The organism is Corynebacterium singulare, assembly GCF_000833575.1.
Lineage (GTDB): Bacteria > Actinomycetota > Actinomycetes > Mycobacteriales > Mycobacteriaceae > Corynebacterium > Corynebacterium singulare.
In genome coordinates, this window is record NZ_CP010827.1 from 1,408,665 (window position 1) to 1,424,983 (window position 16,319).

Annotated in this window: 16 protein-coding genes; 8 read left to right on the forward strand and 8 right to left on the reverse strand. The window is 58.7% G+C overall.

The window, feature by feature from the left end; genetic code table 11:
• The first annotated feature begins 2 nt into the window (after positions 1–2).
• From sufC to CSING_RS06575, 7 genes are all read left to right on the forward strand, one after another.
• Positions 3–761 carry a Fe-S cluster assembly ATPase SufC gene (sufC, locus tag CSING_RS06545; protein ID WP_042530772.1) on the forward strand — a complete coding sequence of 253 codons (759 nt, stop codon included), beginning with the start codon at positions 3–5 and terminating at the stop codon, positions 759–761.
• 73 nt (positions 762–834) lie between these two features.
• A complete protein-coding gene (locus CSING_RS06550) occupies positions 835–2,082 on the forward strand; it encodes a cysteine desulfurase (RefSeq protein WP_042530775.1) in 1,248 nt (415 codons plus the stop codon).
• Positions 2,079–2,528 carry a Fe-S cluster assembly sulfur transfer protein SufU gene (sufU, locus tag CSING_RS06555; RefSeq protein WP_042530777.1) on the forward strand — a complete coding sequence of 150 codons (450 nt, stop codon included), beginning with the start codon at positions 2,079–2,081 and terminating at the stop codon, positions 2,526–2,528. The genes CSING_RS06550 and sufU overlap by 4 nt, the downstream gene beginning before the upstream one ends.
• Positions 2,529–2,954, forward strand: coding sequence for a metal-sulfur cluster assembly factor (locus tag CSING_RS06560; RefSeq protein WP_042530779.1), 426 nt, complete (start codon positions 2,529–2,531; stop codon positions 2,952–2,954). It abuts the gene before it with no gap.
• Positions 2,955–3,283: 329 nt separating this feature from the next.
• On the forward strand, positions 3,284–4,915 hold the full coding sequence (locus CSING_RS06565) for an ABC-F family ATP-binding cassette domain-containing protein (protein WP_042530781.1): 1,632 nt from the start codon (positions 3,284–3,286) through the stop codon (positions 4,913–4,915).
• Between the two features lie 13 nt (positions 4,916–4,928).
• Entirely contained in the window at positions 4,929–5,900 is a 972-nt protein-coding gene (locus CSING_RS06570) for a nucleoside hydrolase (protein WP_042533235.1), read from the forward strand.
• A 127-nt stretch (positions 5,901–6,027) separates the two neighbouring features.
• Positions 6,028–6,765: a DUF2785 domain-containing protein gene (locus CSING_RS06575; RefSeq protein ID WP_042530783.1), complete on the forward strand. Its 738-nt coding sequence runs from the start codon at positions 6,028–6,030 to the stop codon at positions 6,763–6,765.
• A 32-nt stretch (positions 6,766–6,797) separates the two neighbouring features.
• Here CSING_RS06575 and CSING_RS06580 read toward each other — a convergent pair whose 3' ends face one another.
• Positions 6,798–8,162, reverse strand: a complete 1,365-nt coding sequence (locus CSING_RS06580) for a PFL family protein (protein WP_042530786.1) — start codon at positions 8,160–8,162, stop codon at positions 6,798–6,800.
• A gap of 15 nt (positions 8,163–8,177) precedes the next feature.
• Positions 8,178–8,447, reverse strand: coding sequence for an ACT domain-containing protein (locus CSING_RS06585; RefSeq protein ID WP_042530788.1), 270 nt, complete (start codon positions 8,445–8,447; stop codon positions 8,178–8,180).
• A gap of 79 nt (positions 8,448–8,526) precedes the next feature.
• Here CSING_RS06585 and CSING_RS06590 point away from each other — a divergent pair, with 79 nt between their 5' ends.
• Positions 8,527–9,216, forward strand: coding sequence for an NAD(P)H-binding protein (locus tag CSING_RS06590; RefSeq protein WP_042530790.1), 690 nt, complete (start codon positions 8,527–8,529; stop codon positions 9,214–9,216).
• Here CSING_RS06590 and CSING_RS06595 read toward each other — a convergent pair.
• The 6 genes from CSING_RS06595 to can form a co-directional block, all read right to left on the reverse strand.
• On the reverse strand, positions 9,213–9,992 hold the full coding sequence (locus CSING_RS06595) for a hypothetical protein (RefSeq protein ID WP_042530792.1): 780 nt from the start codon (positions 9,990–9,992) through the stop codon (positions 9,213–9,215). The two genes, CSING_RS06590 and CSING_RS06595, sit on opposite strands and share 4 nt — an antisense overlap.
• A 77-nt stretch (positions 9,993–10,069) precedes the next feature.
• Positions 10,070–10,729, reverse strand: coding sequence for a hypothetical protein (locus tag CSING_RS06600; RefSeq protein WP_144403121.1), 660 nt, complete (start codon positions 10,727–10,729; stop codon positions 10,070–10,072).
• A gap of 86 nt (positions 10,730–10,815) precedes the next feature.
• The gene (locus CSING_RS06605; RefSeq protein ID WP_042530794.1) at positions 10,816–11,595 is read right to left on the reverse strand and encodes an ABC transporter permease; all 780 of its coding nucleotides are present in this window, start codon (positions 11,593–11,595) and stop codon (positions 10,816–10,818) included.
• A 124-nt stretch (positions 11,596–11,719) separates the two neighbouring features.
• Positions 11,720–12,511 (reverse strand): hypothetical protein, encoded by a 792-nt coding sequence (locus CSING_RS13310; protein ID WP_084226179.1) that lies wholly within the window; start codon positions 12,509–12,511, stop codon positions 11,720–11,722.
• A gap of 52 nt (positions 12,512–12,563) precedes the next feature.
• The gene (locus CSING_RS06615) at positions 12,564–13,133 is read right to left on the reverse strand and encodes a TetR/AcrR family transcriptional regulator (RefSeq protein WP_042530798.1); all 570 of its coding nucleotides are present in this window, start codon (positions 13,131–13,133) and stop codon (positions 12,564–12,566) included.
• A 219-nt stretch (positions 13,134–13,352) separates the two neighbouring features.
• The gene (can, locus tag CSING_RS06620; protein WP_210385396.1) at positions 13,353–16,169 is read right to left on the reverse strand and encodes an aconitate hydratase; all 2,817 of its coding nucleotides are present in this window, start codon (positions 16,167–16,169) and stop codon (positions 13,353–13,355) included.
• Positions 16,170–16,319: the final 150 nt, after the last annotated feature.

The following is a 16,319-nucleotide window of genomic DNA, read 5'->3' on the forward strand; positions in this document are numbered from 1 at the left end:
CCATGTCTACTCTGGAAATCAAGAACCTTCGCGCGCAGGTACTCCCGAATGAGGAGGACGGCGAGGCCAAGGAGATTCTCAAGGGCGTCAACCTCACCATCAACTCCGGTGAGACCCACGCTGTCATGGGCCCGAACGGCTCCGGCAAGTCCACTCTGTCCTACGTCATCGCTGGCCACCCCAAGTACGAGGTCACTGAGGGCGAGGTGCTTCTCGACGGCGAAAACCTCCTCGAGATGGAAGTTGACGAGCGCGCTCGCGCTGGCCTCTTCCTGGCTATGCAGTACCCGACCGAGGTACCGGGCGTGAAGATGGCTCAGTTCATGCGCTCTGCTGTCACTGCCATCCGTGGCGAGGCCCCGAAGCTGCGCGAGTGGAACAAGGAACTCACCGAGGCTCGCGAAAAGCTCTCCATCGATAAGTCCTTCGCTCACCGTTCTGTCAACGAGGGCTTCTCCGGTGGTGAGAAGAAGCGCCACGAGGTTATGCAGCTTGATATCCTCAAGCCGAAGTTCGCCGTTATGGATGAGACCGACTCCGGCCTGGACGTCGACGCCCTGCGCGTTGTTTCCGATGGCATCAACCGCTACCAGGATGAGACCAACGGCGGCATCCTCCTCATCACGCACTACAAGCGCATTCTCAACTACGTCACCCCAGACTTCGTCCATGTCTTTGCTGATGGTCAGGTCATCAAGACTGGTGGCGCAGAGCTGGCTGATCAGCTTGAGGCTGACGGTTACGATCAGTTCCTCAAGTAAAGCTAGTACCCCAACCACACCGAGACGCGCGATGGCCGCGCGCGACAAGTAGAAGAACCGAGCAGAAGGACCTATGTCTGAACTAGACGTTACTGCGATTAGGGAGCAATTCCCCATCCTTTCGCGCACTGTGCGCGATGGTAAGCCCTTGGTGTACCTGGATTCGGGAGCAACCTCGCAACGTCCGCTGCCGGTGTGGAAGGCTGAGGAAGCATTCGTCCTCGGTACCAACGCACCGGTGCACCGCGGCTCCTATCAGCTGGCGGAGGAAGCCGATGATGCCTACGAGTCCGCTCGTCAGGCCATCGCTGCCTTCGTCGGCGCCGACCGAGATGAGATTGCCTTCACAAAAAACGCTACTGAAGCACTCAACGAGGTTGCCTTCACGCTCAGCGATGAGCGTGCTGGTGAGCTCTACATTGGTGAAGGTGACACTGTCGTGGTCACCGAACTCGAGCACCATGCCAACTTGGTTCCGTGGCAGGAGTTGTGTCAGCGTACCGGTGCAACGCTCAAGTGGTACTCCATGACCGAAGACGGTCGCATCGACCTCGACTCACTTGAGCTCGATGATTCCGTCAAGGTCGTGGCTTTTACTCACCAGTCCAACGTGACAGGAGCAGTGGCTCCCGTTACGGAACTTGTACGACGCGCACGTGTCGTGGGTGCCATGGTGGTCCTTGACGCCTGCCAGTCCGTCCCGCATATGCCGGTGGACTTCCATGCCCTTGACGTGGACTTTGCTGCTTTCTCAGGCCATAAGATGTGCGGTCCGACGGGCATCGGCGTGCTCTACGGAAAGGCCGAGTTGCTTGCGAAACTTCCGCCGTTCCTGACGGGTGGTTCCATGATCGAAGTGGTGAAGATGGATAACTCCACCTTCGCGGAGCCGCCCACGCGTTTCGAGGCCGGAACCCAGATGACCAGCCAGGTCGTCGGACTAGGTGCAGCGGTGAAGTATCTCAGTGACGTGGGGATGGAGGCTATCCACGCCCACGAGCAGAAGCTCACTGCTTATGCGCTGGAGAAACTCACCGAGATCCCAGGTCTACGCATCATCGGCCCCGAGAACACCGAGGAGCGTGGGGGAGCGGTATCCTTCGTCGTTGAGGGAATCCATCCGCACGACTTGGGACAGGTTCTCGATGCCCATGGAGTCTCCATCCGCACCGGCCACCACTGTGCATGGCCGTTGCACCGCGCGTGCAAAACTAATTCGACCGCACGTGCCAGCTTTTATCTGTACAACACTGAGGACGAGGTCGACGCCCTTGTAGAGGCGGTGCGGGAAGCCCGCGCCTTCTTTGGAGTGAGCGAATGAACCTAGATTCCATGTACCAGGACGTCATCCTGGACCACTACAAGAACCCGAAATTCTCCGGCCTGCGTGAAGGTCAGGCAGAGGTCCACCACGTTAATCCCTCGTGTGGCGATGAGATCACCTTGCGGGTGAAGCTGTCGGCGGATGGCTCTACCGTCGAGGACGTCTCCTACGACGCTGAGGGCTGCTCCATCTCGCAGGCATCGACCTCCGTTATGGCGGAGGAGATTGTCGGCCGCCCGCTTGAGGAGGCCAATGGCAAGCTCGCGGAGTTTGAGAAGATGGTGACCTCTCGCGGCGAGATCGAGGGTGACGATGAAATCATCGGGGATGGCATCGCCTTTGCTGGTGTGGCCAAGTTCCCCGCCCGTGTCAAGTGCGCGCTTCTAGGGTGGAAGGCTTTTCAGGCTGCCACCGCTGAAGCCTTGAACAAATTGGAGAAGTAAATGGCTGAGACCACGAACTCTACGGATCCCACCGATCCGTACCAGGATGAGAACGCCTCCTTCGATGGCGGCGCTGTCAAACCTGAGCAGACCGAAGAGCAGATTGCGAAGGCCTTCGACATCACGGAGTACCTCCGCGATGTTATCGATCCTGAGCTCGGCATCAACATCGTTGACCTCGGCTTAGTCTATGACCTGTGGCTCGACGAGATCGACGGTAAAAATACCTGCGTCATCAACATGACGCTGACCTCCCCAGCCTGCCCGCTGACCGATGTCATCGGTGAGCAGATCGATGATGTCATCGTGGGAAACAAGCTCGCGGACGCAGTCCAGCTCAACTGGGTATGGATGCCGCCGTGGGGTCCGAACATGATCTCTGAAGAAGGCCGCGAGATGCTCCAGGCCCTCGGCTTCGCCGTATAGCGTCGAAGAGACGCCGCGGCCCAGCACCGACGCCGCCGGCCCGACATAGCGCTTTACCATGCGCGGACGGACCGGCGGCGTTCTGCGTATCAGTCCATCTCTCACTTGCCTTCATCGCAGTGTTTTCACTCAAATGCATATCCCCAGACCTCAACCCCGCAAGACGCAGGTGGACGTCGTCAAGCGCTGCTTCATTGAGAACAAATGAGCAGGGATTTGCGGGGCCTAGGTCTGGGGATTTGTGGGGTTGACGGTGGTGGCTCCACGGTGCCTCGTTGTGGAACTGTGCGGTTCGGGTTTATCTTCGCTGGTTGCTAGACTGTTTCGACGTGATTGTGACCAATGATTTCGAGGTGCGCGTCGGCGCACGAACGCTTCTCGACGCCCCCGGCCAGCACCTTCGTGTCCAGCCCGGGGATCGCATCGGCTTGGTGGGCCGCAATGGTGCGGGCAAGACCACAACGATGCGTGTCTTGGCCGGCGAGACCGAACCCTACGGCGGTTCGGTGACCCGCTCCGGCCCCATTGGCTACCTGCCGCAGGACTCCCGCGAAGGCAACATCGAGCAGACCGCGCGTGAGCGAGTGCTCTCAGCCCGTGGGCTTGATGACATCAAGCGCCGTATGGCCAAGCAACAAGAACTCATGGAAACCGCCACGGACGATAAATTCCGTGACAAAGCCATTCGGAAGTTCTCGCGCTTGGAGGAGGAGTACCACGCGCTCGGCGGATACGAAGCTGACTCCGAGTGCGCGCAAATCTGCGACAATTTAGGTCTTCCGCAGCGCGTTCTGGACCAGCAACTCAAGACTTTGTCCGGTGGTCAGCGCCGGCGTGTGGAGCTAGCGCAGATTCTTTTCGCGGCATCGGCTGGCTCCGGTAAGTCCCAGACCACGCTGCTTCTCGACGAGCCCACGAACCACCTCGACGCCGACTCGATCACCTGGCTTCGCGGCTTCCTGTCCAAGCATGAGGGCGGCCTCGTGATGATTTCGCACGACGTGGACCTGCTGGAGGCCGTGTGCAACAAGGTCTGGTTCCTCGACGCCGTGCGTGCGGAAGCGGATGTTTACAACATGGGCTTCAAGAAGTACCTCGATGCGCGGGCCACAGACGAGGCTCGCCGCCGCCGCGAGCGCGCGAATGCTGAGAAGAAAGCTGCGGCGCTGCACAAGCAGGCCGCAAAGCTCGGCGCGAAGGCCACCAAGGCCGCTGCCGCCAAGCAGATGCTGCACCGTGCCGAGCGCATGATGAACGAGTTGGACGATGTCCGCGTGGCCGATAAGGTCGCCCACATCAAGTTCCCTGAGCCCGCTCCCTGCGGCAAGACGCCCATGAACGCCAAGGGCCTGACCAAAATGTACGGCTCGCTCGAGGTATTCGCCGGGGTGGACTTGGCCATCGATAAGGGTTCACGCGTTGTGGTGCTCGGGTACAACGGTGCCGGCAAAACAACACTGCTCAAGCTGCTCGCTGGCGTGGAGCGTACCGACGGTGAGGGCGGCATCGTCACCGGTCACGGTCTGCGTATCGGTTACTTTGCTCAGGAACACGACAACATCGACCCTGATAAGACCGTGTGGGAAAACACCATCGATGCCTGCCCCGATGCTGGTCAGCAGGATTTGCGCGGGCTGCTGGGTGCCTTCATGTTCTCCGGTGACAAACTGGAGCAACCCGCAGGAACGCTGTCTGGTGGTGAAAAGACCCGCTTGTCACTGGCCACGCTGGTGTCCTCCCGCGCGAACGTGCTGCTTCTCGACGAGCCCACGAACAACCTCGACCCGCAGTCCCGCGAGCAGGTGCTTGATGCCCTCGGCACCTACACGGGAGCTGTGGTCCTCGTGACCCACGACCCAGGAGCCGTCAAGGCACTCAACCCCGAGCGCGTCATCATCATGCCCGATGGCGATGAGGATCTGTGGAATGACGAATACATGGAAATCGTTGAGTTAGCCTAATAGGCTGATGAGCATGACCGCTCAGCCTGTCCTTCTTGACTGTGATCCCGGCATCGACGATGCTCTCGCTCTTATCTACCTCGCGGCGCTTCATCACGCCGGGGAGGTGGAACTGGTGGGGATCACCACCACAGCCGGAAATGTCGGAATAGACCAGACAGTTCGAAACGCAGCCTATATCTTGGGACTGTGCGGACTCGAGGAAATCCCCGTGGCTGCAGGGCTTCCCGGGCCGAAACACGTAGAACTCATCACGACACCGGAAACACATGGAGACAGTGGTCTGGGGTACCTCTCGGTCCCGGAAAATTCCTCGACAGCTACTGAAGAAGCGTTACCGAACTGGACTGATATCTGGTCAGCTGCCGCTCGGCGCGGCGCACTGCTCATCGTGACTGGCCCGCTGACCAACGCCGCTGAGTTCGCCGCCACGCATCGTGCTGAGTATGCCTCTTTTGCGGACGTGGCCGTCATGGGCGGCGCCGTGAACTATCCCGGTAATACTACGCCGACCGCAGAATGGAATTTTTGGGTCGATCCGCACGCCGCACGTGATTTCTTTGCGTCCGCATCGCGGCGCATAACGCTGTGCACCCTCAACGTGACTGAAACGATGTTGATTGGTCCATCCCGGCTTGATCAGCTCCTCAAGGCTTTAGGGCAGCATCCAACGGCAAAAATTCTGCCGGAGGTGATGCGCTTTTACTTCGAGTTCCATGAAGCGCACGGAGCTGGGTATCAATCCCAGATCCACGATCTTCTCACCTGCATGGTCGCCCTCAAGAAGGTCCCCTTCTTTACAGCATCCACGACTGTTCGAGTCGCCTCCGAGCCGGAGTGGCTGCGCGGCACGAGTGTGGCGGACCTCGAAGGTCGGTGGGGCGATGAGCCCAACACGAGCCTGGTGACGGCCGTCGATGTGGACAGTGCGCACCGCGAGTTCCTTCGCGCTGCTGCGGTAATGGGCCGTCAGGAAAACCTATAGTGCGCTAGAATCGGTGGCACAATCACGAACCGCTCAAGACTCTAATTCTTGGGTCTCTTCCGTCTCCCACGTACAGGGTCTGCCAGTGGTAAGACCCCGCCGTGCTGGGCAAGAGAGGAAGAAGGACATGAGCACCGCCGACACCGTAGATACCGTCATTGAACCTTTACTCACTGGTTTAGTGAGCAAACGGCCCGATATCCGCGTGGACTGGGCCTACCCGGAACTCAAGAAAGGAATTGAGTCAGGGGAGTGGGACGACCACGTGGATCAGATCCGTGAGCGCCTGACTGGTTACCTGCGCACCGACAAGGTATGGACCAAGTCGATGGCTACCCGCATTCTGAATGTCTTGGCTGAATCCAGCCACTTCCATTACGAGGACTACCTCACGTTCCGCGCTTGGTACGTCACAGAAGATGACACCCGCGGCTTCGTCAAAGACATTGGCCCTATCATGGCCGTCGGCCACGGCGCCGACTACGTAGAAACCTGCGTGCGTCTCGGAGTTATCCCGGCAGTCGAAGGAGCAGCTATCATCTCGTGCCGTCTGCGCGCGCCCGGTGGCGTGTGGCACGACGATGAAGGATGGCGGCTGGCCCGTGCTGCGTGCACGACGATAGCCAAGAGCACATCACCGCACATGCTCGAGATTTGGACCGGGCGGCTCAGTGATACGGTTTTGACGGAAGGTGTTCGCAATGGCAACCGCGCTGTGGTGGAAAACTTCGCGCACTTTCTCAATGCCACAGCGCGCATGGTGCGCAGCGAAGCGGAGGATTGGGGGATTGACACCGACCGCGCACAGCTAGCGTTGCCATTGCTCGCCGGACTGGAGAAGCAACTTCGCAACGCCAGCGCCTGATTCGCCCTGAAGGAAGAGAGAATCCTGCGTCCTTAATTGCGGAAGCCGTGAACCGGCGCGGGGATGAAACCACCGCGGTTGATGAAGGTGGCGTTGCCTACCTCGTTAACCGGAATGACTGGGGCGTAGCCCAACAGGCCCCCGAAGTTGACCTCGTCGCCAGCCTTGGTGCCCGGGGCCGGGATGACGCGCACTGCGGTGGTCTTATGATTCATCACACCAATGGCGGCTTCATCAGCGATCATGCCAGCGATGGTTTCCGCGGAGGTGTCACCCGGGATAGCGATCATGTCTAAGCCCACCGAGCAAATCGAGGTCATGGCCTCGAGCTTGTCAATGGAGATGGCGCCGGAGCGCACCGCGTCGATCATGCCCTTGTCCTCGGAGACCGGAATGAAGGAACCGGACAAACCACCCACGCGGGAGCAGGCCATCATGCCGCCCTTCTTGACGGCGTCGTTAAGCAGCGCGAGGGCTGCGGTGGTGCCGTGGGTGCCTACCTGATCGAGGCCCATGTGTTCCAAGATGTGGGCCACGGAATCGCCCAACTCCGCAGTCGGAGCAAGGGAGAGGTCGATGATGCCGAATGGAACGCCGAGGCGCTCTGACGCAAGCGAACCGACAAGCTGGCCGGCACGCGTGACCTTGAAGGCAGCCTTCTTGACCTCTTCAGCAACTTCATTGAGGGTGGCGCCCTTCAGAGAACCCAGCGCGCGGTCCACAACACCCGGGCCAGACACACCCACGGAGACAACGCAATCCGGCTCCTCGATGCCATGGAAGGCACCTGCCATAAAGGGGTTATCGCCCACGGAGTTGGCGAAGATCACGAGCTTGGCGCAGCCGATAGCGCTACGGTCCTTGGTGAGCTCGGCGGCCTCCTTAATAATGCGACCCATCTGTGCCGCAGCATTCATGTTGATGCCGGCACGCGAGGACGCGATATTCACAGAGGAGCACACCAAGTTAGTCTCTGCGAGTGCCTCCGGGATGGAGCGGATGAGAGCTTTTTCTGCGGTTGTCGCGCCCTTTTCAACGAGGGCAGAGTAGCCACCAACGAAGTCGACTCCGGTCTCAGCAGCAGCGCGGTCGAGAGCGCGTGCGACGTCGACAGGGTTGCCGTCCACGCCTGCGACAATGAGCGATACTGGGGTGATAGAAATACGCTTGTTGACGATGGGGATGCCGAGTTCGGCCTCGATGCCTTCACAGACCTCGACCAGTTGAGAAGCTCGGGTGGTAACGCGGTCGTACACGGCCTCAGCGGTAGCCTCCATGGTGGGGCGCGTGCAGCCGAGGAGCGACATGCCCATAGTGACTGTACGGATGTCGAGGCGGTACTTCTCGATCATCTCGATAGTGTCGAGAATGCTGACGGTATTGAAACGATTAAGCATGACTCGTTATCGTCCCTAGATCTCGTTCATGGCAGTGAACAGCGCTTCGGACTGCACACGAATGGACTGGTTAATGGATTCTCCCACCGTGTTCATCCGCTCCTGAATCTCCTGGATAGACACAATGTTCTCAGCAAACTCGACGCGCAAGATCATTGTGAAGTACCCAGACATGAGAGTCTGCGAGACGTCAATGATGTTGACGTTGAGTTCAGCAAGAGCAGTGGTCACGGAGGCGATGATGCCGGTGCTGTCGGCACCGGTGACAGTCATGATGGCGATCATGACTCGATTGTATCCTGTGGGCTTTTCGCGCTGCCCAGGGGTCATGCAGAATCGAGTGCAGGGGCGTACGGTGGCGCTCATGACTGGTACGACAACTACTGCACGCAAGAAGGTTCTCTACATTGGCGGCCACGGCAAGGTGGGATTGCTGGCGGCGCCGAAGCTTGTCGACGCCAACGTGGACGTCCACTCCCTTATCCGTAACCCCAATCAGGTCGCTGATATCGAGGCGCTGGGAGCGACCCCGGTGGTGCGCGACCTCACGGAGATCTCCGAGGAGCAGTGGGCCGAATTGCTTGCGGACTACGATGTCGTGGTCTGGGGAGCAGGAAACGGCGGCCGCGCTGGCGCTGAGGTTACCTGGGCAGTGGACCGCGATGCTGCGCTCGCATCGATTGCGGGTCTGGAGAAGCTTGCTGCCGCCGGCAAGAACACTCCTGCCTACATCATGATTTCCTACATGGGGGCTACGACGAATACCACCGATCCTGCTGACGAAAAGTGGTATGCCTACGTGGAGTCCAAGAAGGCAGTGGACAATAAGCTAAATTCCACTAACCTGAACTACCTCATCCTTGGCCCAGCTGCTCTCACTGAGGAGCCAGCGCAGGGCATTACCGTCTTCACAGAGGATTCGCAGCGCACTGCTGATATGAAGACATCGCGCGATTTGGTAGCCGACGTTGTCACCGAAGTGGCCACGCGCGAGACACTGCCGTCCTCTCCGCTGGAGTTCATCGACGGCGACGGGAGCGTTAAGGATATTTAGCGCACCCAATTCTTCGCTGCGAAGGAGAGAACTGCTTCTACCTGCTGCTTAGTGAGCCCGAGCCCAAACTGGGGCTCCGGGTTAGGAAGGTCCACACGGTAGCCAACGACATCCCAGCCATTATTGTGAGTGAAGTCGACGGTGGCCGTCTGTGGGCTGTCGGCCATAGCGAATTTTTTCGCCTTCAGCCACGCTGGGTCCCTATTAGTGAACTGGCTTGAAGGCACCCTGTTCATGCTCCCATCTGGCTGCAACATCAGAAGCGGTGCGGTGTAGTAGTACGTCATTGTGTCGCCGTCGTCCTTCTGCCGCACCAGGGCTAGCTCGCCTATGAGGACTGGCCGGTATTCAATCCATCCGTTCTTCCATGTGTTATCCATGCCTTTCACCATGCGGTTCAACGATTTCTTGCCGCGGACAGAAGCGACGACGAGGAATACCGTCAGTGCGACAAAAATGAGAAGGCTGATGAGAATGACGGGTCCTGCTGCCTTCGTCTCCGAGTACACCGCAAAGGCGGCTGCAGCTATCGCGAGGCCTATGGCAAGGACGGTAATGACGAGTATTCCGGTGATGAGTCCAGTGGAATTCTTTTCCAGGAGGGCGCGTCCCGGGCTGGGGCCGGCGCCATCGATGATTTCGCGGATACCACTGCGATCTATATGTGGATTTGGCTGAGATACATCGGCTGTAGATTGTTGAGCTGCAAGAGTTCTCGGCTCATGCGGCGAAAGCTTCAATTTGGTGCGCGGCAGAGTGATGGGGGATTGTGTCATAGTTCGCACACTAACTGAGAAGCCAGCACCTATAGTGCTGGATGGGGAGCTTCGCCTTGGAGGCATAGCCCGCATTACTAAGCACGCAGTGCAGCAGTGATCCCAGCCCGCACTTGACCTTCCGTGAGCCTGTGCAAGAAGCCGGCTTCACTAAGCGGCTTGGTGGCTATGTGACCTGCTAGGTACCAACCGTTCACTCGCTCAAACTTCGCGTCTTCTGCATCGTCGACCACAGCGATGCCCATGCGAGCACATTCCTCAGGAGTACGGTTGTCAAGAAAGGCTTCAGTAGTGATGTCGAAGCTCGAACCATCCCTGGAAAACAGTCTCGCTTTGGCCCGGTAGCAATACTCCGTCGGATCATATTCATGTTCGACGGTGCCAGTGTTCCAGATTTCACCTACAAGCGCTGGGTAATACTCGAGCCATCCGTTCTGTGCGGCGAGTTGAACGCGCTGCGCACCCCAAGTGTTGCGTCGGATTGATTTCCCAAGGTCGTGTACTCCCACAATGAACGCTGCGGACAAGAGCAGTTTGATGGCCCAGGAAATCGCTGGGTGGATGATGACCTCATCGTCCATGACTAGGGCAGTGGCGGAAGCTGCGAGGATTAGCACAAGGATGGCACGCCCCACCAATGATTTTTTATTGAGCGCTGATTTTCCGGGGAAAGGTCCGGCGGCGTAGACAGCTCGTGCGACATCGGGCGTTGCGGGTGCCGGGTTAGGAGAGGACACGGACCGCCTGGTCTTCGGGATAATTCGGTCAGAATAGAAATGACTCTGAAATTCGAATGGTGCGAGTGAATTCTGGAACATCCGACCTACTTCACCCATGAATTTTCGGCGAAGGTCAAGACAGCCTCCATTTGCTCTTTGCTGAGCCCGTGTTGAAGCGCGGAAGTGGGGTTGGGATCGTCAGCACGGTAGGCAACGACATGCCAACCGTTGTTATGGTTGAAGTCCACCGTGGCAACCAGCGGGCCATCCGCCACGGTGAAACCGCGCATCTTTAGCCAATTGGGATTGGCGCTGACAAATTCGGCGCACCATGCTTTCGGCATTGAGCCATCTGGTTGAAGAATTAGTAGTGGAGCTTTGTAGTAATGATCTGTTGAGTCGTCATTCCTCCTGCGCCGATGCAACACCAATTCCCCGATGAGTGCCGGCCGGTATTCGATCCATCCGTTTTTCCAGGCAATGGACGTGCGCTTGGAACTACGTTTCTCACTTCGTACAACGAGAATGGCAAGACCGACAAACACGACAGCGAGCGCCCCGCAAATTAGGAATCCATGCACTATACCGGAGCTATCTCCCTCGTCGCTTCCAGCAGAAATGAAGATTACAAACCCGAATATAAGTGCGAGGAAAGCCGCAGTTACGCCGAAGAAACCAATGAATAATCCTGCGAGCACATCGCTTGCCTTTGCGCGGCTCGGTGGCAAGCCAGTGGAGTCAATGACCTCTCTGATACCGCTGCGGTCGATTTCCCGATTTGGCTGGGAATCATGCGTTTGAGATTCCTCTGGTGCAAGGTAAGCTCGCGCCTTATCTGAGATCTTGAGCTTTGTGCGCGGCAGTCGGATAGGAGAATGAGTCATACCTCACAGACTAGCGGTAGTAAAACCCTGTGGGCTATGTACAACAGGCCCCTGGGGGAGCAGTACCCGTAAATCGTGCGTGGGTGGACGGCACTGATTTTCCCAAGGTCTGCACGCAACGCGGCTATGTAACCCAGCGCTGTTCGGCGAACTGAAGAATGGCTTCGATTTGCTTGCGGGATAATCCGCACGGGAGTTCTGCCTCAGGGTTCTGACTATCAGTACGATATGCGGCGACAGTCCACCCGCTATTGCGGGTGGAATCTACAGTGGCTATACGGGACTCCTTCGCCACGGCAACGCCCAGTGATTTCAACCGGTTTGGATAGTCGGCCCGGAACTCTCCGGATGTCGCGTTCTGCAGGGAGCCATCTGGCTGAAGAATTAAAAGCGGTGCGGAGTAATAAAAATGCGTCCTTTCATTCTTCTCCGAACCTTCGGTTCTGCTGCGCAGGTAAACAAGCTCACCAATAAGCGCAGGTCGGTATTCGACCCAACCGTTTCGCCACGCAGTACGAAGACGGCGTGCACGGGCAATATCCTTGCCAACGTTCCACAACCCCACCCCGAGAATAATGAGACTGAATATACAAGCGAAAACCGGGATCCAAGAAAATGGATCAGAGCCTGGATGAGGGCTGTTAGACGGCCCGAAACCATTCTCGGAGAAAGAAAACGCCGTACGACATATGAACAGCGCGACCAAAACCATAGGGAGCCAGACGGCTATGGCACTGAGTTTCAGCCGACCCGGCTGAGGACCAGCATCCTCGATGACCTCGCGTATTCCCGACGTATCGACGTGAGAGTTTGGCTGTGCATCGTGTGCGCGAGCTTGTACAGGGACAAGGTTTGCCGTGTCACCTTCGTAGATCTCAAGCTTCGTACGTGGAAGGCGTAGGGGAGTGTGCTCCATGCCTCACAGTGTAATGAGGACACACTGCCCATAACGAGGAAACAGTGTGCAACTACTGCGTGCGCGTTCCGCGGATTGTCTGCTCAACCAACAAAAGAACCTGCTCCAAGTGAGACGTGTCACCCAGTGCGAGGCGGTTAATGAATCCATCCATAAAGGTCTCCAGATAGGTCACCAAGGTGTCGATGGAGACATCGTCGCGTAGCCGGCCCTTCTCAGCATTGGATTCCAAGCGGGCGCGCACGGCTTTGCCAAGGACTTCCTGTTCCTCGCGCCAGCGAGTGGCAAAGGAAGGATCGGTGCGCAGCATTGAGGCCACTTCTAGGCGGGTGGCGAGCCACTCGTGGCGCTCAGGGTGGCGGAGCATTTCGCTCATCACCTCGACCAAACCGTTGTTTGCCACGACCTCCGCCTCCCGGGCGGCATCCTCCCGAGCCAGCGCGAGGAAGAGCGATTCCTTATCACCGAAGTGGTGGAAGATGGCGCCTCGCGACTTTCCGGTGGCCTCTTCCAATCGGCGGACTGTGGCGCCTTCATAGCCATGCTCTGCGAAGCATTTTCTCGCCCCGACGAGGATGTCGTTACGGCGGCGGTTGAGCTCAGAATCGCTCATAATCGGCATGGCTGGACAATCTCCTTGGAAGGAAGCGCGGCACGAAACTGCCGCAACGATAGCGGGTAAGGGAGGGGAACCGAGTAGGGAACTACATGCCAACGACTCGGTAAATGGAAAGCTTTGTGGATAAAGAAAGGCCAGCCAGCACTCATCTCGTTGCTAGCCGGCCTTCCGCTGAGCTATGCAGAGCCCACCTGGTGGGCTCTCAAAGCGGCTTGAGCCTTCTTAGGCCTTGACCATCTGGCGCAGCACGAACTGCAGGATGCCGCCGTGGCGGTAGTAGTCGGCCTCACCAGGCGTGTCGATGCGAACCTTGGCATCGAACTCGACGGTCTCGCCGGATTCCTTGGTGGCGGTGACGTGTACCGACTTCGGAATGCCGCCTTCGTTGAGGGCTGCGATGCCATCGATGTCGAAGGTCTCGGTGCCGTCGAGGCCGAGGGACTCGTGGGACTCGCCCTCCGGGAACTGCAGCGGGATAACGCCCATACCGATGAGGTTGGAGCGGTGGATACGCTCAAAGGACTCGGTAATGACGGCCTTGACACCCAGCAGGTTGGTGCCCTTGGCAGCCCAGTCACGGGAGGAACCGGTGCCGTACTCCTTGCCGGCCAGAACGACCAGCGGGATGTCAGCAGCCTTGTAGTTCTCGCAAGCATCGAAGATGAAGGCCTGCGGTGCGCCGTCCTGGGTGAAGTCGCGGGTGTAGCCGCCAGCAACGTCGACCAGCTGGTTCTGGAGGCGGATGTTGGCGAAGGTACCGCGCATCATGACCTCGTGGTTACCACGACGGGAACCCAGGGAGTTGTAGTCCTGGCGCTCCACACCGTTCTCATCAAGGTACTGAGCGGCCGGGGTGCCCGGCTTAATGGAGGAGGCGGGGGAGATGTGGTCGGTCGTGACGGAGTCACCGAGCTTTGCCAGAACGCGAGCGCCCTTGATGTCCTCGACCGGCTCCGGCTCAGTCGGCATACCGTCGAAGTACGGAGCCTTGCGGATGTAGGTGGAGTCCTCGTTCCACTCGAAGGTCTCACCCTCCGGAACGTCCAGGCTGCGCCATGCGTCATCGCCCTTGAAGACGTCAGCGTAGTCAGCCTCGTAGAGCTCGCGGGAGATAGCCTGCTGGATGGTGTCCTCGATCTCCTGCGGGGAAGGCCAGATGTCCTTAAGGAAGACATCGTTGCCGTCCTGGTCTTGGCCCAGCGCCTGGGTCTCGAAGTCGAAGTCCATGGTGCCGGCAATAGCGTAAGCGATAACCATGATGGGGGAAGCCAAGTAGTTCATCTTGACGTCCGGGGAGATACGACCCTCGAAGTTACGGTTACCGGACAGGACTGCGGTAGCAGCCAGGTCATGCTCGTTGATGGCGTTGGAGATCTCTTCCGGCAGCGGGCCGGAGTTACCGATACAGGTGGTGCAGCCAAAGCCGGAGAGGTAGAAGCCTAGGGCTTCCAGGTCCTTCCACAGGTCTGCACGCTGGAAGTAGCCGTCCACAACCTGGGAACCCGGAGCGCAAATGGTCTTGACCCACGGCTTGGACTTGAGGCCCTTCTCAGCTGCCTTGCGGGCAATGAGGCCGGCGCCGACCATGACGGACGGGTTAGAGGTGTTGGTACAGGAGGTGATGGATGCGATAGCAACCATGCCGTGGTCCAGGGTGTACTCGCCGCCGTTCGGGGAGGTGACGGTCACCGGGTTGGACTGACGGCCGGAGCCGCCCTTGGCAGCGGACTCACCTTCACCAGCGCGGGACTTGTTCAGACCGCCAGTGACGTCAACGAGAGAGTTCTCGTCGCCACCCTCGGAGGTCATGCGCTTTGCGGCGAGAGTGGTCTCGTCAGCGACGACGTCACCGGAAGCGTAGGTCGGCAGATCCTTACGGAACTGCTCCTTAGCCTCGGAAAGGAGGATGCGGTCCTGCGGGCGCTTCGGACCAGCGATGGACGGAACAACAGTGGACAGGTCCAGCTCGAGGTACTCGGAGTACTTAGCCTCCGGAGCGTCTTGCTCGAGCCACATGCCCTGAGCCTTGGCGTAGGCCTCTACGCGGTCGATCTGCTCCTGCGGGCGGCCGGTGAGCTCGAGGTACTTGATGGTCTCCTCGTCGATCGGGAAGATCGCAGCGGTGGAGCCGAACTCTGGGGACATGTTGCCGATGGTGGCACGGTTAGCCAGCGGAACAGACTTCACACCGTTGCCGTAGAACTCGACGAACTTCTGGACCACGCCGTGCTCGCGGAGCATCTCGGTGATGGTCAGAACAACATCGGTAGCCGTCACACCGGTCGGAATCTCGCCGGTGAGCTTGAAACCGACGACGCGCGGGATAAGCATGGAGACCGGCTGGCCCAGCATGGCAGCCTCGGCCTCGATGCCGCCGACACCCCAGCCCAAGATGCCCAGGCCGTTCTCCATGGTGGTGTGGGAGTCAGTACCAATACAGGTATCCGGGTAAGCAACGCCTTCGTTGTCGAAGACGACGCGGGAGAGGTACTCAATGTTGACCTGGTGGACAATACCGGTTCCCGGAGGCACAACGCGGAAGTTGGAGAAGTTCTCAGCACCCCAGCGCAGGAACTGGTAGCGCTCCTGGTTGCGCTCGTACTCGATCTCAACGTTCTTCTCCAGAGCGTCGGAGGAGCCAAAGGCCTCAACAATAACGGAGTGGTCAATAACCATCTCTGCCGGGTTAAGCGGGTTCACCTGGTCCGGCTTACCACCAAGGGTGGCAATGGCCTCACGCATGGTGGCAAGGTCAACGACACAGGGGACGCCGGTGAAGTCCTGCATGAGGACGCGGGCCGGGGTGAACTGGATCTCGGTGTCCGGCTCAGCGGACGGATCCCAGTTCGCCAAAGCGTTAATGTGGTCCTTGGTTACGTTCTTGCCATCCTCGTAGCGCAGCTGGTTTTCAGCCAGCACCTTGAGGGAGTACGGCAGCTTCTCCAGGCCCTCGACCGCGTTGATATCGAAGTAGTCGTAGGACTTACCGTTGACATCAAGAGTCTTCTTGGCACCGAAGGAGTTCAGGCTTTCAGTCACAGGGAGCTCCATTCCTTGGTTTTCGCTTGTGGGTTGTCGAACACCTTTAACATGTTCATCGAGCTCATCGAGGTGATGCCGGCATCCGGAGGAGTTCGGCGCATCGACGTTCTCAGAACGCGAAGGTTCCTAAACCATTGTAGAGGTTGG